The 20,453-nt window shown below is 69.5% G+C and carries 20 protein-coding genes, 1 tRNA gene and 2 pseudogenes; 12 read left to right on the top strand and 11 right to left on the bottom strand.

Translation table 11 applies throughout. The annotated features are described in order from the left end of the window. Positions 1 to 148 precede the first annotated feature (148 nt). Both ACFQ79_RS14265 and ACFQ79_RS14260 read right to left on the bottom strand, forming a co-directional pair. Positions 149 to 1,468 (bottom strand): hypothetical protein, encoded by a 1,320-nt coding sequence (locus ACFQ79_RS14265; protein ID WP_383582781.1) that lies wholly within the window; start codon positions 1,466 to 1,468, stop codon positions 149 to 151. A 173-nt stretch (positions 1,469 to 1,641) separates the two neighbouring features. Further along, positions 1,642 to 2,364 carry a DUF4097 family beta strand repeat-containing protein gene (locus ACFQ79_RS14260; protein WP_383582779.1) on the bottom strand — a complete coding sequence of 241 codons (723 nt, stop codon included), beginning with the start codon at positions 2,362 to 2,364 and terminating at the stop codon, positions 1,642 to 1,644. A 225-nt stretch (positions 2,365 to 2,589) separates the two neighbouring features. Between ACFQ79_RS14260 and ACFQ79_RS14255 the strand changes: the two genes are divergently transcribed. The 3 genes from ACFQ79_RS14255 to ACFQ79_RS14245 all read left to right on the top strand — a co-directional run bounded on the left by ACFQ79_RS14255 (position 2,590) and on the right by ACFQ79_RS14245 (position 4,685). After that, positions 2,590 to 2,664 (top strand) — tRNA-Val (locus tag ACFQ79_RS14255). Positions 2,665 to 2,910: 246 nt separating this feature from the next. After that, positions 2,911 to 3,600: a hypothetical protein gene (locus ACFQ79_RS14250; RefSeq protein ID WP_383582777.1), complete on the top strand. Its 690-nt coding sequence runs from the start codon at positions 2,911 to 2,913 to the stop codon at positions 3,598 to 3,600. Positions 3,601 to 4,091: 491 nt separating this feature from the next. Further along, positions 4,092 to 4,685: a reverse transcriptase domain-containing protein gene (locus tag ACFQ79_RS14245; RefSeq protein ID WP_383582775.1), complete on the top strand. Its 594-nt coding sequence runs from the start codon at positions 4,092 to 4,094 to the stop codon at positions 4,683 to 4,685. Between the two features lie 258 nt (positions 4,686 to 4,943). On the opposite strand, the gene ACFQ79_RS14240 is transcribed toward ACFQ79_RS14245, so the two are convergent. Further along, the gene (locus ACFQ79_RS14240) at positions 4,944 to 5,063 is read right to left on the bottom strand and encodes an integrase (RefSeq protein ID WP_383582798.1); all 120 of its coding nucleotides are present in this window, start codon (positions 5,061 to 5,063) and stop codon (positions 4,944 to 4,946) included. A gap of 48 nt (positions 5,064 to 5,111) precedes the next feature. Between ACFQ79_RS14240 and ACFQ79_RS14235 the strand changes: the two are divergent. From ACFQ79_RS14235 to ACFQ79_RS14215, 5 genes and pseudogenes are all read left to right on the top strand, one after another. Then, positions 5,112 to 5,286, top strand: a pseudogene (locus ACFQ79_RS14235) (transposase); the annotation flags it as partial. A gap of 71 nt (positions 5,287 to 5,357) precedes the next feature. Then, positions 5,358 to 5,529: pseudogene (locus ACFQ79_RS14230) on the top strand (GntR family transcriptional regulator); the annotation flags it as partial. Positions 5,530 to 6,218: 689 nt separating this feature from the next. Beyond that, positions 6,219 to 7,238: an HNH endonuclease gene (locus tag ACFQ79_RS14225; RefSeq protein ID WP_383582772.1), complete on the top strand. Its 1,020-nt coding sequence runs from the start codon at positions 6,219 to 6,221 to the stop codon at positions 7,236 to 7,238. Between the two features lie 331 nt (positions 7,239 to 7,569). After that, the gene (locus ACFQ79_RS14220; RefSeq protein ID WP_383582770.1) at positions 7,570 to 7,791 is read left to right on the top strand and encodes a hypothetical protein; all 222 of its coding nucleotides are present in this window, start codon (positions 7,570 to 7,572) and stop codon (positions 7,789 to 7,791) included. A gap of 241 nt (positions 7,792 to 8,032) precedes the next feature. After that, entirely contained in the window at positions 8,033 to 8,611 is a 579-nt protein-coding gene (locus ACFQ79_RS14215) for an SMI1/KNR4 family protein (protein WP_383582768.1), read from the top strand. Between the two features lie 84 nt (positions 8,612 to 8,695). On the opposite strand, the gene ACFQ79_RS14210 is transcribed toward ACFQ79_RS14215, so the two are convergent. Further along, the gene (locus ACFQ79_RS14210; protein ID WP_383582766.1) at positions 8,696 to 8,896 is read right to left on the bottom strand and encodes a hypothetical protein; all 201 of its coding nucleotides are present in this window, start codon (positions 8,894 to 8,896) and stop codon (positions 8,696 to 8,698) included. Between the two features lie 164 nt (positions 8,897 to 9,060). Here ACFQ79_RS14210 and ACFQ79_RS14205 point away from each other — a divergent pair, with 164 nt between their 5' ends. Beyond that, positions 9,061 to 9,621, top strand: a complete 561-nt coding sequence (locus tag ACFQ79_RS14205; RefSeq protein ID WP_383582764.1) for a DUF4231 domain-containing protein — start codon at positions 9,061 to 9,063, stop codon at positions 9,619 to 9,621. Positions 9,622 to 9,755: 134 nt separating this feature from the next. Here ACFQ79_RS14205 and ACFQ79_RS14200 read toward each other — a convergent pair whose 3' ends face one another. Beyond that, entirely contained in the window at positions 9,756 to 10,205 is a 450-nt protein-coding gene (locus ACFQ79_RS14200; RefSeq protein ID WP_383582761.1) for a lamin tail domain-containing protein, read from the bottom strand. Positions 10,206 to 10,331: 126 nt separating this feature from the next. On the opposite strand from ACFQ79_RS14200, the gene ACFQ79_RS14195 reads away from it, so the two are divergent. Beyond that, entirely contained in the window at positions 10,332 to 11,138 is an 807-nt protein-coding gene (locus tag ACFQ79_RS14195) for an MBL fold metallo-hydrolase (RefSeq protein WP_383582759.1), read from the top strand. On the opposite strand, the gene ACFQ79_RS14190 is transcribed toward ACFQ79_RS14195, so the two are convergent. Then, a complete protein-coding gene (locus ACFQ79_RS14190; RefSeq protein WP_383582757.1) occupies positions 11,080 to 11,838 on the bottom strand; it encodes a GntR family transcriptional regulator in 759 nt (252 codons plus the stop codon). The two genes, ACFQ79_RS14195 and ACFQ79_RS14190, sit on opposite strands and share 59 nt — an antisense overlap. 726 nt (positions 11,839 to 12,564) lie before the next feature. Here ACFQ79_RS14190 and ACFQ79_RS14185 point away from each other — a divergent pair. Then, complete coding sequence (locus tag ACFQ79_RS14185; RefSeq protein WP_383582754.1) at positions 12,565 to 12,855, top strand: DUF2277 domain-containing protein; 291 nt, start codon at positions 12,565 to 12,567, stop codon at positions 12,853 to 12,855. Here ACFQ79_RS14185 and ACFQ79_RS14180 read toward each other — a convergent pair. The 5 genes from ACFQ79_RS14180 to ACFQ79_RS14160 form a co-directional block, all read right to left on the bottom strand. Beyond that, positions 12,815 to 13,444: a DedA family protein gene (locus tag ACFQ79_RS14180; protein WP_383582752.1), complete on the bottom strand. Its 630-nt coding sequence runs from the start codon at positions 13,442 to 13,444 to the stop codon at positions 12,815 to 12,817. The genes ACFQ79_RS14185 and ACFQ79_RS14180 overlap by 41 nt on opposite strands. Before the next feature lie 455 nt (positions 13,445 to 13,899). Next, a complete protein-coding gene (locus ACFQ79_RS14175) occupies positions 13,900 to 14,382 on the bottom strand; it encodes a DoxX family protein (protein ID WP_383582796.1) in 483 nt (160 codons plus the stop codon). A gap of 293 nt (positions 14,383 to 14,675) precedes the next feature. Further along, positions 14,676 to 15,326 carry an HNH endonuclease family protein gene (locus tag ACFQ79_RS14170; RefSeq protein WP_383582749.1) on the bottom strand — a complete coding sequence of 217 codons (651 nt, stop codon included), beginning with the start codon at positions 15,324 to 15,326 and terminating at the stop codon, positions 14,676 to 14,678. Between the two features lie 414 nt (positions 15,327 to 15,740). Continuing rightward, positions 15,741 to 16,409: an HAD-IA family hydrolase gene (locus tag ACFQ79_RS14165; RefSeq protein ID WP_383582747.1), complete on the bottom strand. Its 669-nt coding sequence runs from the start codon at positions 16,407 to 16,409 to the stop codon at positions 15,741 to 15,743. Between the two features lie 308 nt (positions 16,410 to 16,717). Beyond that, on the bottom strand, positions 16,718 to 18,196 hold the full coding sequence (locus ACFQ79_RS14160; protein WP_383582744.1) for a peptidoglycan-binding protein: 1,479 nt from the start codon (positions 18,194 to 18,196) through the stop codon (positions 16,718 to 16,720). A gap of 173 nt (positions 18,197 to 18,369) precedes the next feature. Between ACFQ79_RS14160 and ACFQ79_RS14155 the strand changes: the two genes are divergently transcribed. Beyond that, the gene (locus ACFQ79_RS14155; RefSeq protein ID WP_383582740.1) at positions 18,370 to 20,439 is read left to right on the top strand and encodes a DHA2 family efflux MFS transporter permease subunit; all 2,070 of its coding nucleotides are present in this window, start codon (positions 18,370 to 18,372) and stop codon (positions 20,437 to 20,439) included. Positions 20,440 to 20,453: the final 14 nt, after the last annotated feature.

Raw genomic sequence — 20,453 nt, 5'->3', positions numbered from 1 at the left:
GGACCCGACCGTCACGCCGTATCTCACGCAGGTCTCAGGGCCCGGCATCAGGCCGGGCATCAGGCCCTGGCCCGATGCCAGGCCCTGGTCCGAGGGCGCCCGGGCAGGCGCCCCCGGCTCGATGGCCGACGGCTCGATGCCCAGCGGCTCAATGCCCGGCGCCGCCGCCCCGTTCCTCCCGGATCTGGCCGACGACGTGCGCGGCCGTGGCCCGTACGGCCTCCAGTTCGGTCAGGAAGTGCCAGTAGTCCGGGTGGCGGCCCTCCAGGGTGTCGACCGCGCGGTCGATCCGGGCGACGGCCTCGTCGAGGGGGCGGGCGTGGCGCGGGTCGGGGGTGCTGCGCCCGGCCATCGCGAGGCGCTGGGCGTCCCGTACCGCGAACCGGGCGCGGTCGATCTCCGCCTTGGGGTCCTTCGCGACGGCGTCGAGGCGGCGCAGCCGGTCGCCTGCGGCGGAGACGGCCTCGTCGGTGGAGTCGAGCAGCGCACGGACGGTGGAGAGCAGCGAGGTCGCGTCCGGCCAGCGCTGCTCGGCGCGCGCCTTTCCGGCCTCTGCGAGCCGCTCCTCGGCCTGCCGGAGCGTGGTGGCGGCCTGCTCGGGCACGTGCTGGAGGTCCTGCCAGCAGGGTGCGGTGAAGCGCCGCCGCAGCTCGGAGAGGATCGGTTCGACACCGCCGGTGCGCGTGGTGAGGGCCTCGGTGCGGGTACGGAGGGAGACGAGGCGCCGGTCGATCTCGGCGGCGCGCTCGGGGAGCCGCTCGGCCTCGGCCCGCACGGCTTCGGCGTCGCGCAGCACCTTGTCGGCCCGCTGGAGGGTCTCGGGGACGCCGTGCCGACCGGCACCCTCGTTGAGCCGGGTGAGCTCGGGCCCGAGGGCGGCGAGCCGGGCGGCGAGGTCGTCGGCGCGCAGCCCGCTCTCCCGTACGGCGTCGAGGGCGCCGCTCGCGCCGCGCAGGGCCTGCCGGGCACGCTCGACGGCGGGGGCGAGGCGGGCGAGCTGGGTCTCGGCCCGTCCGAGCAGCGGGGCGAGGCCCTCCTCGAACCGGTCGAGCTCGCCCTTGACGCGGTCCAGCTCGTCCTTGGCGCGGGTCAGTTCGGCGCGGGCCCGGCCGGCGGTCGCGGCGTCGAGCTCGTCCCGGTCGAGGTCGTGGGCGTCGACGGCGCTGATGTAGGTGTGGCTGACCTCGTCGATACGGCGCCCGAGGGCCTCGAAGCCCTCGACGGCGCGGCGCGTCTCGGGGGAACTGTCGACGGCGGTGATGGTCTCGATGGAGATGCGGAGCCCGCGCTGGGCTGTGTCGAGCTCGTAGAAGGCGGAGGCGGCGGCGTCCTTGGCCGCCTGGGCCTCGGCGCGCTGGCTCTCCCCGCGTCCGCCGAACCAGCGGCGGGTGCCGCCGCCGGCGAAGGCGTGCGGCAGCATCGCGCCCACGAGAAGGGGGAGGGCGAGGGCGAGCCGGAGCCCGGACATCCCTGGCCTCGCGCCGCCGTCGGATCGGGTCTGCCCCCGGCTTGGCGCGTCACGACGCCGGACGTCGCTCGCCCCCCTCGCGTCGCTCGCCGCCACGTACCTCTCCCGTGCTGTGTCCGCCGTGCCCGGTCCGGTTCATTCTCCCACCCGGTAAGGACGAACACACGGGCCGGTCAGTTCGCCGTGAGGACGGAGACGTCGCCGTTGTCGCTGCGGACGCTCACGGAGTGCCCGCTCTTGTCGCGGCGGGGGACGTCGATGCGGACGTCGCCGTTGTCGCTGGCGCCGGTCACCTCGTACTCGGCGGTGGGGACGGAGACGTGGACGTCGCCGTTGTCGGTGACGACGTCGACGCGGCGGGGGACGGAGCCGAGGGTGATGCGGACGTCGCCGTTGTCGGAGCGGGCGACGACCTCGGGGGCGGTGGCCCCGGGTTCGACGGCGACGTCACCGTTCTCGGTGCCGAGGTCCAGCGCGCCGCCGGCCTTGCGCACGCGTACGTCCCCGTTGTCGGAGCGCACCTTCATCGGGGTGGCGAAGCCCTCGGCGGTGACGCGCCCGTTGTCGTTCTCGACGGTGACGGCGACGTCGCGGGGGACCTGGATCCGGTGGACGGCGTCGCAGTTGGAGGAGACACCGTCGCAGTTGACCCGCAGGGTCAGCTTCCCGTCGACGAGCTTCCACTCGGGCTCGGGGCCCGACCCCATGAACACCCACCCGTCGACCTGCCGCTCGACGCGCACGTCGTCGATGTCGGCGGGAGTGATCACGAGCTCGGAGTCGTCGGAGTCGACGGTGAGCGCGTCGCCGCCGAAGGCGAACGTCCTCCGCTCGACGGGCGCCCCCTCGACATCGGTCGAGCCGCACCCGGCGAGCGCGAGAGAGGCGACCAGCATTCCACCGGAGGCGAGCAAGACCCGGAACGGACGACGTACAGCAACCATGACGCCGAGACCCCCACAAGAAACCCAGAAACGCGGACAGTCCCCCGACCGTACGACCCCACCACCCGCCGTCACGATCCGGCGACCCACCGTCCCCGGGGTGGGGCTACCCCCCCGCCCCGGGGTATCGGTTTGCGGCACCCACCCATGCGCCATGTAGGCTGTTGCCTCTTCCACGGGTGCGTAGCTCAGGGGTAGAGCGCTGCTCTTACAAAGCAGATGTCGGCGGTTCGAAACCGTCCGCGCCCACCAGCACAAAGGCCCCCGCAGCTCATCGCTGCGGGGGCCTTTGACGGTTGCGGCTGACGGCAGTGCCACGTTCGAGGCGTGAGCAGGCCGGCACCGGATCTCTTCAACGGACCGCCTTGGCCAGGCGCGCGGGGGTAGCGTGACGGCGCGAAGTGTCTTCGTAGGGCCAACATACCTCAAGCGACGACACTGGCGGATCTACGGCGTTGCGGCATGCCTCACGAAAGACTATTTGTGATGAAGCTATTCATGGACGAGTCGGGGAACGGAAACGCTTCTCAGCCGCTGATCGTCGGTGCGGTTGAACTGGGCGATGACGCGGATGATGTAGAGAAAAAGATTCGGGGCTTGCATAGAAGCCTGTCTGCGAGGAGCAGTTTGTTCGGGCTTGCTAGCTTCGAAGAATTTCGCAAGAATGGTTTTCACGCCTCGACCAACCCGAGAGAGGTGGTCGACCGTTTTCTAGAGTTGATGGGGAGTATCCTTTTTCGGTCGTATATGGTTACAACCAATCGCACGAGCTTTGCTGGCCGCGCGGAATCCGAACTAATTGAGCTCATGTATGTAAAATTGTTGAGTGACCTATCGATCAAGCATCGCCATGAATCCGAATTGCTTTGCTATGTAGAGCAGAGTGAGGGTATGCAGTCGATTATTCGTCGACTTCCCGCTAGCGTGTTCAAGCAGTCCTGCAGAACGGTCGGGAAAGCGACTTCGCTGCCGGACCTGAAAATCGAGATGGTAGCTAAGCAGGATTACATGTCTACGGCTGTAATCGACTATGTCATGGCGGCCGTGAGTAGGTGGCTCCAAGCGGGCTGTACCACGAGCCCGAAAGACTATGCCTATAGGGCCTTTCGCGAGATCGAGGCGTCCATTTCGATGCTCTATTCGCTTGAGCGAGGTCGAATCTCTAGTCGAAAGGACCCCCTTCATTGAAGTGTGGTACAATCGCGCACGAGGTAGGGTCGCGGTCAACTTTGTGCGCGAGTTCGCGTGCGTTGCATGATAGCCCTTGCACGGGAGTGCGACCCTACCTCTTGGCGCCCCATCGTAAGGGGAATAATGCCGTACTCGGTTGATGATCTGGCGGAGCAGGCTGGCGTATCGGTCGAAATTCTGGAATATCTATCTTCGAGTGTACCTGCGGGTGCAGGGCACCTCTATGCTCAGCGGGCACACCGCAAGAAGCATGGCGGAATTCGAGAAGTGGTTACGCCGAAGATGGCTTTCCAATTCGTTAATAAAAACTTGCATCGGAGCTTTGTAGGGCTGCTCTCGTACCAAGCCCCTGATCATGTTCATGGATTCGTTCGCGGACGTTCAACGGTAAGCAATGCTAGACAACACCTGGCAAAAGCGTGCGTGTTGCGTATGGACCTTGAGGATTTTTCCCGTCAATTAGAGCCGAAGTCGTAAAGGCTGCATTGATGGAGCAGGGTTACGAAGAGAAGGCTGTGGACACCGCTGTCAATCTCGTCACTATCGGCGGCAAGTTGCCAATTGGGCTTAGTACATCGCCGTTCTTGTCTAACCTGGCCTTTCTGAGCACGGACCACTCGCTTGCTGAATATGCGCAGTCGGAGGGTCTATCGTTTACCCGCTATGTGGACGATCTCGCGTTCTCTGGCGACGTCACCGACCGACACTCGGTGGAAATCGCTCGCATTCTCGATAATGCTGGTTGGTCGGTGAACACGCGCAAGACCGCTTTCATGCGTCGCGGTCGCCCGCAGTATGTCACTGGTCTGTACGTCGGAGACTCAGGCGGGCCGCGAATTCCGCGCAAGGTGAAGCGGAAGATGCGGCGGATCTTGCATGTGATATCGAAATTCGGTTACGACGCCTATATGGAGGAGTTTGGCGGCTCGAACGAGGGGATGACTCGTCGTCGTTTGTTGGGTTGGGCGTGCTATATCGCTGCAGTCGAGCCAGAAGTGGGTTATCCACTACTGCGAGCATTTGGTGAACTGGTTCCGGATGAGGATGAAGAGGACCTGGATTACCTAGAGGTCATCACGTAGCCCCTGGAGGGCCGAGCGTTGCTGGTAGCGACGTTCTGCGCATCAATTTGACGCTGCGGCAGGTAGAGCCATTGTTCGAGGTCTCGAAACGCCGCTAATCGCATCCCCGATCACCTGTGCCCCCGTCCCGGCAGGAGGGCAATGGTGTTCACCAGGCCATGCTCGGTGATGCCCGACCTCCACGAACTGGCCCGCAGTTGAGTGACTGTAGAGGGGAGCCGCCGTTCCCTCCTCGGAAGGTCGGCGACTCCGCTGCTCTCACTTCGTGCGCCTCAGGAGGCGGTCCATGTGGCCCATTGCCTCCCTCCGATGCTCGTCGGAGACGTGAGTGTAGATGTTCATGGTGACGGCGATCTGCGAGTGCCCCAGGATCTCCATCACGACCCGAGCCGGCACACCTGCAGCGAACAGGAGCGTCGCGCATCCATGCCGGGCATGTCGGATGACTTGTGGGCGCGGATCGAGCTGTTGCTGCCGAAGAAGGAGCGACGGTTCAGGTACCCGGGCTGTAAACCGGTCAGGCCAGGAAGAGGTGCTGTGTGGGATCCTCTTCGTCCTGCACACCGGTATCCAACGGGAACACCTTCGACGCCAATCGGGGGCATCCGGTTCACGAAGCATGCCCCTGCGCCAGGCCCACCCTCGGGGCCCGCCACCCAATCGAGCAGGCTGGAGCCGCGGCAGGCGACCACTGAGGAGGCTTTGCTCCTTGGGATTCAGAAGGCCGCCCTCGTCACGCACATCCGGCGCACCGGACCTACTACAGCGTTGAAGAGCGCCCTGCGGAGACGGCAGACGTCGTCGTACCCACCCCCTGTGCGAGATCGACTACGAGATTCCCATCTGGGTCACGTATCGGATCGTCGACGACGCTTTAGGGCATAAGGGCATCGTCAGCTACTGCACGGACGCCCTCGCCGACCGGCTGAATGCCGCGAATGGACTCTATGGGGACTCAACTGACCGATGCGTGTCAGTCGACCGTAAACCCGCCGAGCTGAGGTGGCGACTCAGGCGCTGGTGAGTGGACAGGGCCCTCCTCCTAGGAGGAACTGGAACTGTTCGTCCAACCTGCATCGGTTCGCCAGCGACGACGTGGGCGTCGTCCTGGAAACCTGGGATTCGGGGACGCTGAGTACCCCTTCTACGTGATGCTCGGCAGGGGCTATCCCTGGTGACATTCAAATCTGACATCAATTACGGAGGCGACAGCAGTCCTGCACGGCCTTTCGTGACGTCCGAGCTTGGGTGATCTCTAGTCGACCGTGATTCGCACGAGCTTACAGCGTAGATGCCGGCGGTTCGGAACTGTCTGCACCCACCTCTACCAAGGTCCCTCGCCGATTCTAGCGAGGGCCTTCGGCAGCCATGTCCGACATCAACGGGGACGGTCGAACCTTGCGGAGCCGCTGTCGCAGGCCAGGCGCACGGTGCCTAGTGTTGGCTGCGCCGGGTGGCAGGGCCCGTTAGCGGGGGCCGTACGCTGCCGCCATGCGCAGAGGAGCGATCACACGGCAATCTGTCCTTAAGGCCATGGCGGAGTACGACGAGTTGGGACAGGCTGTATTTCTGACGAAGTACGGCTTTGGCGAGGCACGCTCGTACGTCGTGGTGCACGACGGGCGGGAGTACGACTCCAAAGCCATAGCCGGTGTGGCACACCAGTGGGGCCAGGGGCGAGCCCTCAGGCCTGATGAGTTCAGCGGAGGCAAGGAGCACGCTGCGGCGTGGCTGAAGAGGGCAGGCTTCCAGGTCAAGGCCGTCAAGAATCCTGATTGGGCCCGGGACGAGATCATCCTTGCCTGTCAGCTCGTGATGGCGAACGACTTGAAGGGGCTGGATGCTCAGGACGCCAGGGTGGTCGAGCTGTCAGGCCTGCTCCAGCTGCTTCCCATCCACACCGAGATGGAGCGCAACGAGAAGTTTCGCAACCCGAACGGAGTGGCGCGCAAGACGTTCGACATCGCCACGCGGCATCCGGATTATCGGGGTAAGCCAACCAATGGAGGAGCCCTCGACGTTGCGGTGCTGATGGAGTTCCTTGCCCGGCCCGAGGAGATGACCGAGGTCGCTCGGCTCATTCGGCAGGGCATCGCGGCCGGCGAGCTGCAGAGCCTTGCGCCGACCGGGGACGAGGAGTTCGACGACTACAGCGCTCCTGAGGGACGGCTCCTCATGCGCAGGCACCAGGCCCGCGAGCGGAACAAGAGCCTTCGGAAGAAGAAGATCGCTTCTGTGATTCAGCGCGGTGGTCAGCTGGCGTGTGAGGCGTGTGGGTTCGACTTCGAAGAGGTCTACGGCGACCGCGGCGCTGGGTACATCGAGTGCCATCACGTCGTGCCGTTGCACGAAGCAGGCGAAGGGCGGACCAAGCTCAGCGACCTCGCCCTCGTATGCGCCAACTGTCACCGCATGATCCACCGGCGGGCGCCATGGCCGACCCCTGAGGACCTGCGAGCTTCCATCGAGGGAAAGCATGCGGCTGACAGGCGTGCCGCAGAAGCCATTGCACGGCCACGCAGGGCGGCTGGCGAGCAGATACCGAACCCGTGATCTGGCACGTCGTCAAGGTGAAAGTGGCCGGAAGCATTGAAGGGGGCCTCGAGGGGCACCTGCTCCTCCCCTCCGAAGGTCATCTGTACGAGCAGTACCTCCCCTTCGGGGCCGCATGGAAGCCGGCGAGAAGCGTTGACTTCTGGCAGTGCCGTCCGTGCGCACCGCGCGATCCGTCCCGTTGACACGAGAACTTGAACACGTTCAAGATGATGTTCGTCGCTTGCTTGAGTCGTCGCGACCGGGTGTGTACGAGAGGCGGGGGCGTATGGCTGTCGGCCGGTATCGGCGGGTCCGGCGTGCGTGCGTGGGTGCCGTGTTGGCGGGTACGGTGACGCTTCTGTCAGCCTCGTGTTCCGGCTACTACCCGGTCGAGGTCGACAGTGCTGATCAGCTGACGGGTGTGTGGTCGGACTGGAGCGGTGTGACCGTCGAGTTCGAGGATGACGGCACCTTCGTCGCCAAGGGCTTGGACAAGGACGACGTCGTCGGCTGGGGGTGCACCGGGTTCGCCGAACGGCAGCACGGCACCTGGTCTCCCTTCGGGACGTAGGGCGAGGTCACTTTCGACGGCGTGGACTGCGAGGACATGCAACTGGTCTTCTACGGCTCTCCGAGTTCCTTCGTCGCCTGTTTCACGCGGGACGTGACCTCCGGGGGATGTACGCACGAGTTCAGCCGGGAGAGAGGCTGATCCGAGCCCGGTCCCGGCCCCGGCCGCGAACCCCTTGTGATGTTTGTCCCTGAGTCCGACCGGGTGAGAGGTGTCGACTCCGGTCTTGGATGATGGCGGGATGAACACGGAATCCTGCGACCCGGCCGAGCTCGTCGCCCTTCGCGAGCTCTTCGTGACCCGTCCTGAGGCGGCGCCGCCGGCCGGTTGGGAGGCCGTGCGGTCCTTCGAGGCGGAGCACGGCATCGTGCTCCCGGAGCCGTACCGTACGTTCGTGGCGGAGATCTGCGACGGACTGCGCGCCGGCCCGCCCTACTACGGTCTGCTGCCGCTCGCGCAGACGCCCCCGGACTGGGGGTCCGGCCGCCCCGAACGCCTGCTCGCCGAGCCCTTTCCGCTCACCGCGGCGTGGCTGTGGGAGGCCGAGGGCGACGAGGGGGCGCTGTCGGTGGAGGAGTTCGAGGCCCGGACGGACTCCGTGTTCGACCATGGCTCGCTGCTGCTGGGCACCGACGGCTGCGGCATGTACTGGCACTTGATCGTCACCGGCCCGCAGCGTGGGCACGTCTGGCAGATCGCCGGGGAGGGCGCTATGCCCTTCGGTCCCGAGTCGCCCGACGCCATCATGCCGGGCGTCCCCGGCTTCGCGGGCTGGGTGACGCACTGGGCTCAGGGGCGTCCCTGGTTCGCTGACGCCTGAGGAGGCGGGGGCGAAGGGGAGGCCCCTCGCCGGGCATGGCGAGGGGCCGCTGCCTTTGCGGCCCCTTCGCGGCCGGGGCGGTCGTCAGGCCTTGATGACTTCCACCTTCTTGTCGCCCGCGCTGGCCTCCACCTTCACCGTGCCCGTCTCGCGGTTGCTGGCCGTGGTGGTGTCCGTGGTCGTGTGGGCCGCCAGGGTGGCCACCGCGGCGGCGGCGAGGGCGGCGAGGGCCATCGCCGCCTTGGTGGCGGGCGTCGGGCGGGTGAGGTGGGACTGCGGCTTCACGGGGCCCCCTGAAGTTGTCGTGGGTGAAGGTGGGTCGGTCGTTCGCCGACGGCACTCGACGGCACTCGACGGCACTCGACGGTGGTTGAAACTACCTTGCGGGGGGCTGTGGGGGAATGGGTGAAGAGTTGACGGGGGCCTGGCAGGGCCGGTGTACTCGCCGCATGGCTGAGGTGGGGGACGCGCCCGAACCCGGGGTGCAGAGCGGTGAGATGACGCCGCAGCGGTACATCGAGACGAGGCTTTCGCAGTACCAGGGCTGGTACGACGCCAAGGCGACCCGGATGAAGGCGATGCATCTGCGGATGCGGACCGTCTCCGTCGTCGGTGGCGCGCTCGTGCCCGTGTTCGTGAATCTGGATCTGGCCTTCGCCCGCGTCACCGCCACCGTGCTGAGCGTCGTGGTCGTCGCCGCCGTGTCGCTGGAGAGCGTCTACCGGTACCGCGAGCAGTGGAAGAACTACCGGTCGACCGAGCAACTCCTCGGGCACGAACGGGTCTACTTCGAGACCAAGGTCGGGCCGTACCACAACCTGCCGAAGCGGGACGCGTTCTCGACGCTCGTCGCCCGGGTCGAGAAGGCCATCGCCAACGAGAACTCCGCGACCCTGAACGTCATGACCCTCGGCGGGCAGGTCAATTCCGATGTCCAGCAGCACGGGATTCCGGCCGCCCGGGAGCCCGAGGCCGCGGCCGGGGCCGGGGCCGGAACAGGGGAGAAGTAGCGGTGTGGACGGCCCCGTTAACCCCGGGGCCGTCCGATTTCGGGGCCGTCGCCGCAGCGGTCGGTCCCCCCCCCGTGGGGCATCCCCGTGGGGCAGTCCCCGTGGGGCAGTCCCCGTGGGTCAACCCCCGTGGGTCAGCACCACTTGTAGTCGACCCGCGTCGAGTTGTACGCGCACGTGTCGATCCGCGTGCCGTTCGACTTCTTCAGCGTCGCGGTGTCACGGTCGTTGTTCCAGACGTACCAACCGCGGTTCTGGTAGACGTTCGCGGACGTGTTCGTGCCGCGGCCCGTGCGGACCGTCACGATCTTGCCCTTGCCGATGACGACGTTGCCGAACGTGTACTTGTGGTTCGCGGCGTCCGTCAGCGTCCAGCCCCGCAGGTTGACCGACGCGCCGGTCGTGTTGCGTATCTGCACCCACTCGCCGTTGAGGCTCGTGTTGCCGCCGCGGTCCGAGCCCGGGCTGTCGTAGTGGATCTTGTACAGGTGGACCGATCCGGCGGCCTGTGCCTGCGTGGGCAGCAGCAGGATGCCGGAGGCCGCGGCCGCGGTCACGGCCGCGAACGTGCGTGCGCGAAGCATGAATGTCCCTCAGTTTCTGCCGGGAGCCCGCCGATGGGACCCGGCGAGCACACAGAATACGCACGCTCTTCACCTCATCCGCACAACTTCGCGCGAGTTGGCGTGGGGGTAATTTAATCTTGGCTCATGTTCGACAGGCCCCTGCGGATCACCGTGCTCGGCTCCGCCACCCCCTTCGCCCGGCCCGGCAACGCCTGCTCCGGTTATCTCGTCGAGGGCGGCGGCGCGCGCGTCTGGGTCGACGCCGGCAGCGGCACCCTCGCCGAGCTCCAGCGGCACGTGGCCCTCGGGGACGTCGACGCGGTGTGGATCTCCCATCTGCACGCCGATCACTCCGCCGACCTGCTCACCTTCCATTACGCCCTGCTCTACGCGGGGCTCGGGGCGGCCCTGCCCGTGCCCCTCCTCGGACCCGCCGGGATCGCCGATCGGCTCGCCGGGTTCCTCACCAACGGTCCCGAGCGCAGCCCCGTCGAAAAGGCCTTCAGGATCGAGGAGTTGCACGACTCGCACGTCGTCCGCGTCGGTGGCCTCACCCTGACCTCCCGTGCCGTCGAGCACGGACTTCCCGCCTTCGCGCTGCGCGTGGAGGACGAGGACGGGCGTTCGCTCGTCTACTCCGGGGACTGCGAGCCCTGCCCCTCCCTCGTCGAACTCGCCCGGGACTGCGACCTGTTGGTGTGCGAGGCGGACGGGGAGGCACCCGGGCACCACTCCGCGGCCCAGGCCGGCTTGACCGCGGCCGAGGCGGGTGTCGGGCGGCTCGTCCTGACCCATGTGGGATCGAGCCTGCCGCCCGGGGAAGCCGTCGCGCTGGCCGCGGGGACGTACGCGGGCGACATCGCCCACGCCGATCCCGGGCGCCGGTTCGACGTCACGCGTCGAAGTCGTACTCCAGGACGTACGACGACGAGTCCAGCGTCATCTCGTTGAGCTCCACCGCCATCCCCGGTCCCGTGAACGCCGTACGCCCGATGAGGACCACCGGCGTCCCCCACTCCAGGGCCAGCCGGTCCGACTCGTCCTCCGTCGGCATCCGGCAGCGGATCTCCTCGCGGAACCGCACCGGCCGGTGGCCCAGCTCCGTCAGCCGCGCGTAGGTCCCGCCCGGCCCCGTGTCCGGCTCGGCGATCGGCGTCCCGCGCACCAGCTCCGCCGACAGGTACGAGACCGACAGCAGCACCGGCTTGGCGTCGAGGACGAAACGCCGGCTGCGTACACACACGGGCGCGCCCGGCATCAGGTTCAGTGCCCCCGCGACCCTCGCCCCCGCCTCCGTCTCGCCCACCTCGATCTGGTCGACGACCAGGTCCCGGTCCTCCACGTCCGCCGACCAGACCGAACGCCCGTTGCCCCACTGCTCGCCGGACAGTCGCGGGATGCCCCGGCGGCGCAGCGGACGGAAGACCCGGACGAAGACCCCGGCTCCCTTGCGGGCCTCGGCGAGCCCCTCGGTGCGCAGCACGGAGAGGGCCTGGCGGGCCGTCATCCGGGCCACGGCGTAGGTCGTCATGAGGTCGTTCTCACCGGGGAGCCGGTCACCCGGCGCGAACGCGCCCGACTGGATCGCGGTTCTCAACTCATCGGCGATGCGCTGGTACTTGGGCCGACGAGCGCTGTCCTGGTCAGTCACGGGTGGACCACTCCCTTCATCTGCGGACACCCTACGGCGCACCCCGAGGCCAGGGTGCACACGTGTGCGCCGCCCCGCCCTGTCGATCCGTCCATCGGGGGACATCTCTAGAGATACGTTGACAGGGAGGGGGTAGAGGGCTTCTCTGGTTCTCCCCAGGCTTCAGGAATCGGGACGGAGGGGATGCGTGCAGCCACTGCCCGAGGTCGGTGACCTCGTCCGTGACGCCGCCACCGGGCGGGTCGGCTTCTACGTCGGGAACGTCCCCGGGAGCCTCCCCGGGAGTGTCTCCGGGAGCGTCCCGGGAGGTGGCCTAGGGGGCATTTCCGGGACTCTCCCCGGGCGCTGTCTGATCCGTCCCGTCCACGGCGGCGCCGAGTGGGAGGCCGAGCCCTCCGACGTACAGCCGGCCACGCCGATGCGTGAGCTGCGCGCCCGAGCCGCCGAGATCAACGCGCGTAGCCGGCGGGGGCTGTCCTGAGGCTGTCGAGCGCTCTCGCGCCTGAGGGCGGTCGGCCGGTCGGCCGGTAGGAGGGGCGGCCGGACGACCGGAGTGACGGTCGGCCGGAGGGGTGGAGTGGCGGTCGGCCGGACGGCCGGAGTGGCGGTCGGCCGGAGTGGCGGGCCGGAAGGGCGGGGGCGGCTGCGGGGCGTGGTGGGCTGCTCTCCCGCGCCCGGTGACCGCCGTTCTCGGCGGTTGTCAGTGGGGCGCGCCACACTGGAGGCATGTGCCGCAGCATCAAGACGCTCCGACCGCCCGCGCTGCCCGAGGAGGCGACCGAGGACGACATCCGCGCCGCCGCCCTGCAGTACGTCCGCAAGGTCTCCGGGTTCCGCGCCCCCGCCGCCCACAACCGCGAGGTCTTCGAGCGGGCCGTCGACGAGATCGCCGACGCGACCGCGAGACTCCTCGACGGCCTGGAGGTACGCGGTGCGCATCACGCGCATCACGCCCACCCGGAGCAGCCCGCCGCCGTCAGGCGGCAGGCGCGGGAGCCTCAGCCGGACGCCGTATGAGGTAGGCGGCGAGCCCGCCCGCGAGGAAGAGCGCGAGGGTCGACACTCCCGCGCTGAACCACGTCGCGCCCAGCCACTGCCCGCCCAGCCAGCCGAGCCCGACGCTGTACGAGGCCCAGGTCACGCCCGCCAGGGCCGACCACGGCAGGAACTCCTCCACGCGTCGCTTCGCCGCGCCCGCGCCCAGCGAGACCACCGAGCGGCCCGCCGGTGCGAAACGCGCGAGGACGACGAGCAGTCCGCCGCCCCTGGCCAGGGCGGTGCCGAGACGTTCCTGCGCCATGGACAGACGCCGGGACCGGGCGATCGTCCGGTCGAGCCTGGCGCCGCCCCGTAGCGCGAGCCGGTACGCGAGGAAGTCGCCGAGCACCGAGGCCGTGGCCGCGCAGAGCAGCAGGGGGAGGAGGGACGGTACGTCGGGGGTGGTCGCGGTGGCCGACGCCGCCGCCGTGGCGGCGGTGATCACCAGGAAGCCGCTCGGCAGCACGGGCAGGAAGACGTCGAGCAGGATCGACGTCGCCACCACCGGGTAGATCCAAGGACCGGCGGTGAGCGACCGCAGCGATCCGAGGCTGTCGAGCAGATTCACAGGGGCAGAGCCTACGCGGGGGCGGGGGGCCGCCCGCCGGGTGGGTGCCGGGCTCCGCCGGGCCCGCGCGAACGTGTGCGACTTTGCGGGAATGTGCCTGGGCTGAGGGGCCGGTTCCGGGTGACGGGGGCAGGGGAAAGGGCCGGAACGCGTGCTGCGTGGTCCGGCCCTTTCCTGTATGCGACTCGGCCTGCCGGGCCGAAGTGGCCCAGACCCGCGTCGACGCCGTGGCTCGGGCTCGCCGTCGACGTCACGGCTCGGGCCGCCCCTCCGCGGCATGGCTCAGTCCGCCTTCGGCGTGATGGCTCAGGCCGCCTTCAGCGTGATGGCTCAGGTCATGGACCGGGGCCCATGGCTCAGGTCGTGACGGGGAGCCACGGCTCAGGTCGTGACGGGGGAGCCGCGGTTCAGGTCGTGGCGGGAGCCATGGCTCGGGTCGTGGCGGGAGCCAGGGCTCAGGCCGTGACCGGGGTGGCCTGCTCCTCGCGCTCCTCGCTCGTCCTGCGCGCCGCCGTGGCGCCCGCGCCGACCCGGCCGCGGAAGAGGCCGTCGAGGGCCAGCGCGCCCGGGCCGGTGAACACGAGCAGTACGAAGGCCCAGCAGAACAGGGCCGCGGTCTCGCCGCCGTTCTGCAGCGGGAAGAGGGACTCCGGCTGGTGGACCTTGAAGTACGCGTACGCCATCGAGCCCGAGGCGAGGAACGCGGCGGTCCGGGTGCCCAGGCCGAACAGCACCAGGCCGCCCGCGCCGAGCTGGATGACGGCGGCGTACCAGCCCGGCCAGGTGCCGGCCGGGACCGTTCCGCCGCCCATCGCACCGCCGAGGACGCCGAAGAGCGAGGCGGCACCGTGGCAGGCGAAGAGCAGGCCGACGACGATGCGGAAGAGGCCCAGCGCGTACGGCTGCGACTGGTCGAGGCGGCCCGCGAGGCTGCTCACGCCGCCGGGGCTCTTCGCGTTCTGCTGATGGTTCGGGTTGCTCGGCGTGTTCGGGTTGCTCGGCGTGTTCGGGTTGCTCGGGTCGTTCAGGGTGTTCGGGGTGTTCATGGGGGGACTCCTTCGGCCTGGCCCCGTCCGTGGGGTGGACGGGGAGTGGGGACGGAAACCGATGAGGCCGTTAGGTTAGGCACCCCTCACTAGTACTTGCAAGTTCAACATCAGGCCACCGGGAAGTGTGTGGTGAGGTTCACTTCCCGGTGGCCGTTGTTGACGCAGGGTCAGCGGTGGGGTTCTCAGCAGCCGTTGAGGACGGACTGGAGGGCGCTCTTCTCGGCGGAGTCGACGCTGAGGTTCCAGTAGTACTTCACGTGCACCCACGCGCGGGCGTACGTGCAGCGGTACGCGGTCCGCGAGGGGAGCCACTCCGCCGGGTCCTGGTCGCCCTTCGACTGGTTGACGTTGTCCGTCACAGCTATCAGCTGCGGCCGGGTCAGGTCGTTGGCGAAGGACTGACGCTGCGAGGTCGTCCACGCGTTGGCGCCCGAGCGCCAGGCCTCGGCGAGCGGGACCATGTGGTCGATGTCGAGGTCGGAGGCGACGGTCCAGGTGGCGCCGTCGTACTGCGAGTACCAGCTGCCGCTGGTCGCGGCACAGCTGGAGTCCGTCACGACGTTCACGCCGTCGCGCTTGAGGACGGTCTCGCGGGTGTTGCAGGCGCCGGACTGGGTGATCCAGTGGGGGAAGAGATCCCGGCTGTAGCCGGAGGAGGAACCTTCCGTCTTCACGGTGAGGGCGGCCAGGTAGGTGCGGGCGGTGGCGGCGCTGACCGGGGTGGGCATCGCGGCCTGGGCGGCCGGGGCCGTGGCGAGGAGGCCGGTGACGGTGAGGGCGGCGGAGGTGGCGAGCACGGCGAGTCGACGCGCGTAGACGTTGCCGACGGGCATGGGAACTCCCTTGATGTGGGGGGACCTTGGCGGGTGCCGTCCCCGTGGGTGCCGGGCGATGGCCCGGTCATCGTGGCGGCGCGAGGTTTCGGTGGGGGGTGCGCCAGGTAACAGGGTGGCGACATGGACACGTCACATCAAGGGGTGTGACACGTCCTGATGGAGCGCCAGGTTCCGCCGGGCGTCACGGGGGTGGGGTGGGAGCGGCCGTCAGAGGGCGCGCGCGTGCGGGGATACGACGAGACCCCGGGCCCTTGAGGCCCGGGGTCTCGTCCCGCGGTGGATCCCCGAGTGGGGAGGTCCTGCTGATACTGGTGGTGGTGTTGGGGCCGGTGCTGCCGCTGCCGTCCGTGTTGCCGGAGTGCTCGGGGTGCTCGGGGTGCTCGGGGTGTGGTGCCCGAAGCGCTCGACGTCCTACGGAAGTACGGTCAGCGTGATCGAACCGTCGGCCGCGGGCTCGACCCGCAGGCGGGTGAGGTCGGCGACGTGCACGTCCGGCGCGAAGGCCGCCGCGCGGGGGCCGACGCCCACGATCCGCATGCCGGCCGCGCGGCCGGCCTGGATACCGGCCTCCGAGTCCTCGAAGACGATGCAGTCCGCCGGTTCGAAGCCCAGCTCGGCCGCGCCCTTCAGGAAGCCCTCGGGGTCCGGCTTGCTGGCTCCGACGTGCTCGGCGGTGACCCGGGTCTCCGGCACGGGGAGCGCGGCGGCGCCCATCCGCGCCTGTGCCAGGGCCTCGTCCGCCGAGGTCACCAGGGCGTGCGGCAGCTGTGCGAGCGCGGCCATGAAGGCGGGGGCGCCGGGGACGGGCACGACCCCGTCGAGGTCGGCGGTCTCCTCGGCGAGCATCACGCGGTTGTCGGCGTGGTTCTCGTCCATCGGGCGGTCCGGGAGGAGGACGGCCATGGTCGCGTACCCCTGGCGGCCGTGGACCACCTTGAGCACGGCGTCCCCGTCGAGGCCCTGCCGCTCCGCCCAGCGTCGCCAGCAGCGCTCGACGACGGCGTCCGAGTTGACGAGGGTGCCGTCCATGTCGAGGAGGAGGGCGCGGGCGGTGAGCGTTGCCGGGGTGGTGGCAGGCATCAGGTCTCCAGAGAGGGTGGTGCGGAGAACGAAGCGGTCCCGCCCACCGGTCAGGGTATGCGGGCGGGGCCACTTTGTTTTCCTACGATACAAAACCGGGGGGCGTCTTGGCCAACCGGTCCGCATATCGGTCCGCGGGCCGGTCCGCGGACCTGTCCGTGCGCCGGTCCGCGGACCTGTCCGTGCGCCGGTCCGCGGGTCTGTCCGCGCGCCGGTCCGCATGCCTGCCCACACGCCGGTCCGCATGCCTGCCCGCGTGTCGGGACCCGGGACCGACCCGGTTCGGCCCCGGGGCGGACTCGCGGGGGTCAGATGTGGGGCGTGTACCGCTCCAGGACCTCGCGGGTGCTCGGCCCGTACACGCCCTCGGGATCGTCCTGGATGTACATGTACGACTGGTAGACCGCCACCGCCTCCCACACGTCGTCGTCGTACCTGCCGTTGACGCGGCCGTGGTAGACGCCGACGTAGGTGAGGCGCCGCTGGAGCTCCCGTACCTCGTGCCCGCTGGAGCCGACGCTCAGGGTCTCCTCCTGGCTCTCCTCGCCCCCGCCGGGCGACTCGCCCGGCGTCGCCGTCGTGGCCGGCGGAGTCGCCGTCGGCGCGACGGCCGGCGCCGAGGAAGCGGAGGCCGACGGGGGCGCCGCCGCGCCGCCCGTGGTCACGGAGGCGCTCGGCGACGCGGTCGCGGGCGTCGGCGAGGACGACGTGGGGGACGGCGAGGCCGACGCGGACGTCTCGCGCGGAGCAGGTGACGAGGACGTCGGCTCCGGGCTCTGCGACGAGGAGGAGGGGGACGGCGCCTCCGACACGCCGAGGTTCAGCGACGCGCTCGTGGTCACATCCGGTACGGCCGCCCGGTCGTCGGGCTCCTCCCCGCCGCCGAGGACGGCGGCCGCCAGGGCCGCGGTGCCCGCCACGGCGACGGCGGCCACCGCCGCGACCAGCGCGCCGCGCCGGCGCCCGCGTCCCCGCCCGTGGCCGGGCGGCGGGGGTATGTCGCCGACGCCGCGCAGCAGGAGCGGCATGGTCGCGGAGGGGTCGCCGCCGGGGTGCGGCTCGGCGGGAAAGGCCGTGGTGCCGTCGTACGGCTCGTACCCGTCCCCGGTGAAGCCCTCGGCGGAGGGCCCGGCGCCGCGTCCGGCGGAGGGCCCCGGGCCGCGTCCGGTCGAGGACCCGGCGAAGCTTCCGACGGAGGAGTCGACGAAGGAGCCTACGGAATAGCCAGCAGAGGAGCCGACAGAGGAGCCGGCGACGCTCCTGGCGGAGTCCCCGCCGACGTCCCCGCCCTGCTCCCCGTCCAGCCGGATCGCCGCCAGCGGCGACGTCGGCGGGTCCTCCGCGTCCGGACCGTACGAACCGGAGCCGTACGCGCCAGGACCGCGTGAGTCGCTGCCGTACGCGCCAGCGCCGTGCGAGTCGGCGTCGTGCGCACCCGGACCGTGCGAGTCGGCGTCGTACGCACCCGGACCGCGAGAGTCGGACCCGCCGTACGCACCCGCGCCGCGCGAGTCGGACCCGCCGTACGCACCCGCGCCGCGCGAGTCGGACCCGCCGTAAGCACCCGGACCGTACGAACCGGAGCCGTACGTGCCAAGGCCCCCCGACCCCGCCGCACCCCCCGCAACGGCGCCCGCCGCCGTCCCCGGTTCGCCCTCCGGGGCGTCCAGCGTCACGTACGGCCTGATCCGGAGCGGATCGAAGTCCTCGGCCGCCGCCAGTTCGGCCTGGGCGCAGGCGCAGCCAGGTCTCTGTACACCGCATTCAGGACAGACATGTCCGGTCATGATGGGTCCCCTCCCCGAGACAACTGCTGGCGATTATGCAGCCCACACCCTCCCGAAGGGCGAACAGGCGGGCGAACTCCGCAGGCCATATCCGGACATTCAGACCAGGATGGAGAAGCCGTCCCATGGGCTGTCCGGCGGGACGCCCGACGAGACGCCCCGAGGAGACGCCCATGGCCCAGGAAGTAAGCCCCTCCGAGCTCGGTGGCGCCCCCGCGCCCGGGGAGGGGCAGAGCCGTCGCACCGTCCTCGTCGCGATCGGCGCGCTGCTCCTGGGCATGCTGCTGGCCGCCCTCGACCAGACCATCGTCTCCACCGCACTGCCGACCATCGTCAGCGAGCTCGGCGGCATGGAGCACCTCTCGTGGGTGGTCACCGCCTACATCCTTGCGTCCACGGCGGGCACCCCGCTCTGGGGCAAGCTCGGCGACCAGTACGGGCGCAAAAGACTCTTCCAGGCGGCGATCGTCCTCTTCCTCATCGGCTCCGCGCTCTGCGGCATCGCCCAGAACATGCCGCAGCTCATCGCCTTCCGCGCGATCCAGGGCCTCGGCGGCGGCGGTCTCATCGTGCTGTCGATGGCGATCGTCGGCGACCTCGTGCCGCCGCGGGAGCGCGGCAGGTACCAGGGGCTCTTCGGCGCCGTCTTCGCCACCACCAGCGTCCTCGGTCCGCTGCTCGGCGGGGTCGTCACCCAGCAGCTCTCCTGGCGCTGGGTCTTCTACATCAACCTGCCGATCGGCATCGTCGCCCTCTTCGTGATCGCCGCCGTCCTGCACGTCCCGGCGCGTTCCACCCGGCACACCATCGACTACCTCGGCACCCTCCTCATCGCCTCCGTCGCCACCTGTCTGGTCCTCGTGGCCTCGCTCGGCGGCACCACCTGGGCGTGGGGTTCGGCGCAGATCATCGGCCTCGCCGTCCTCGGAGCCGTACTCCTCGTCCTGTTCGTGCAGGTGGAGCGGCGGGCGGCCGAACCCGTGCTGCCGCTCAAGCTGTTCAGGATCCGGACGTTCAGCCTGGTCGCGGTCATCAGCTTCGTCATCGGCTTCGCGATGTTCGGCGCGATGACCTATCTGCCGACCTTCCTCCAGGTCGTGCAGGGCGTCACTCCGACCAAGTCCGGCGTGCACATGCTGCCGATGGTCGCCGGCATCCTGATCACCTCGACGGTCACCGGCCAGATCGTCTCCCGTACGGGCCGCTGGAAGGTCTTCCCGATCGCCGGCACCGCCGTCACCTGCCTCGGGCTGCTCCTGCTCCACGGGCTGACGGAGACCACGTCCACCGGCGAGATGAGCGTCTACTTCTTCGTCTTCGGCGTCGGCCTCGGCCTGGTCATGCAGGTCCTCGTCCTGGTCGTCCAGAACGCCGTCCCGTACGGGGACCTCGGCGTCGCCACCTCCGGAGCCACCTTCTTCCGCTCCATCGGGGCCTCCTTCGGCGTCGCCGTCTTCGGCACGATCTTCACCACCCGGCTCACCGACTCGCTCGACGACGTGTTCGCCGCCGCCACCGCCTCCGGACAGGACCTCCCGCCCGGCATCGGCCCCGAGCAGGTCGCCGCCGACCCGCGCACCGTCGCCTCGCTCCCGGCCGGTCTGCGCCCCGACGTCCTGCACGCGTACGCCACGTCCATCGCCGACGTCTTCCTGTACGCGGCACCGGTGGTCCTGGTCGCCTTCTTCGTCGCCTGGTTCCTCAAGGAGGACAGGCTGCGGGGATCGGTCACCGCGCCCGACACCAGCCGGACGCCCGCCTCCGGCCCCGTGGAGCGTTCCTCGTACGAGGAGTGCGCCCGCGCCCTGTCCGTCCTCGGCTCCCGTGCGGGCCGCAGGGAGATCTACGAGAGGATCACCGCGCGCGCAGGGCTCGACCTGCTGCCGGCGGCGAGCTGGTTGCTGCTCCGCATCCGCCGCCACGGCACCGTCGAACCCGTCCGGCTCGCCGAGCACGTGCCCGTGCCGCCGGAGGTGATCACGGAGGCCTCCCTGCAGGTGGAGGAACGGCGCCTGGTCAGCCGGGAGGGGGTCCAGCTGATGCTCACCGAGGAGGGCGTCCAGGCCGCGACGCGGCTCGACGCGGCCCGCGAGGAGTCGCTCGCCGAGCTGCTCGGCGACTGGTGGGGGCCGGACCGGCCCACCGACCTGGTGAAACTCGTGGAGGAGCTGACGGCGGAGCTGAGCGGTTCGGACGCGGAGCGCCCGCGCGACCCGGATCCGCCCCGCGACCACGACGGGTAGGCGCGCACGGCCGC

Source organism: Streptomyces sp. NPDC056480 (assembly GCF_042795405.1).
Lineage (GTDB): Bacteria > Actinomycetota > Actinomycetes > Streptomycetales > Streptomycetaceae > Streptomyces.
This window is presented reverse-complemented; position numbering and strand designations above follow the sequence as displayed.

Excerpts from the sequence above, each read along its gene's own strand:
- ACFQ79_RS14265 (WP_383582781.1), bottom strand. The coding sequence starts at position 1,468 with ATGTCCGGGCTCCGGCTCGCCCTCGCCCTCCCCCTTCTCGTGGGCGCG.
- ACFQ79_RS14260 (WP_383582779.1), bottom strand. The coding sequence starts at position 2,364 with ATGCTGGTCGCCTCTCTCGCGCTCGCCGGGTGCGGCTCGACCGATGTC.
- ACFQ79_RS14250 (WP_383582777.1), top strand. The coding sequence starts at position 2,911 with ATGGACGAGTCGGGGAACGGAAACGCTTCTCAGCCGCTGATCGTCGGT.
- ACFQ79_RS14245 (WP_383582775.1), top strand. The coding sequence starts at position 4,092 with ATGGAGCAGGGTTACGAAGAGAAGGCTGTGGACACCGCTGTCAATCTC.
- ACFQ79_RS14240 (WP_383582798.1), bottom strand. The coding sequence starts at position 5,063 with ATGGAGATCCTGGGGCACTCGCAGATCGCCGTCACCATGAACATCTAC.
- ACFQ79_RS14225 (WP_383582772.1), top strand. The coding sequence starts at position 6,219 with ATGGCGGAGTACGACGAGTTGGGACAGGCTGTATTTCTGACGAAGTAC.
- ACFQ79_RS14215 (WP_383582768.1), top strand. The coding sequence starts at position 8,033 with ATGAACACGGAATCCTGCGACCCGGCCGAGCTCGTCGCCCTTCGCGAG.
- ACFQ79_RS14205 (WP_383582764.1), top strand. The coding sequence starts at position 9,061 with ATGGCTGAGGTGGGGGACGCGCCCGAACCCGGGGTGCAGAGCGGTGAG.
- ACFQ79_RS14200 (WP_383582761.1), bottom strand. The coding sequence starts at position 10,205 with ATGCTTCGCGCACGCACGTTCGCGGCCGTGACCGCGGCCGCGGCCTCC.
- ACFQ79_RS14195 (WP_383582759.1), top strand. The coding sequence starts at position 10,332 with ATGTTCGACAGGCCCCTGCGGATCACCGTGCTCGGCTCCGCCACCCCC.
- ACFQ79_RS14185 (WP_383582754.1), top strand. The coding sequence starts at position 12,565 with ATGTGCCGCAGCATCAAGACGCTCCGACCGCCCGCGCTGCCCGAGGAG.
- ACFQ79_RS14170 (WP_383582749.1), bottom strand. The coding sequence starts at position 15,326 with ATGCCCGTCGGCAACGTCTACGCGCGTCGACTCGCCGTGCTCGCCACC.
- ACFQ79_RS14165 (WP_383582747.1), bottom strand. The coding sequence starts at position 16,409 with ATGCCTGCCACCACCCCGGCAACGCTCACCGCCCGCGCCCTCCTCCTC.
- ACFQ79_RS14160 (WP_383582744.1), bottom strand. The coding sequence starts at position 18,196 with ATGACCGGACATGTCTGTCCTGAATGCGGTGTACAGAGACCTGGCTGC.
- ACFQ79_RS14155 (WP_383582740.1), top strand. The coding sequence starts at position 18,370 with ATGGCCCAGGAAGTAAGCCCCTCCGAGCTCGGTGGCGCCCCCGCGCCC.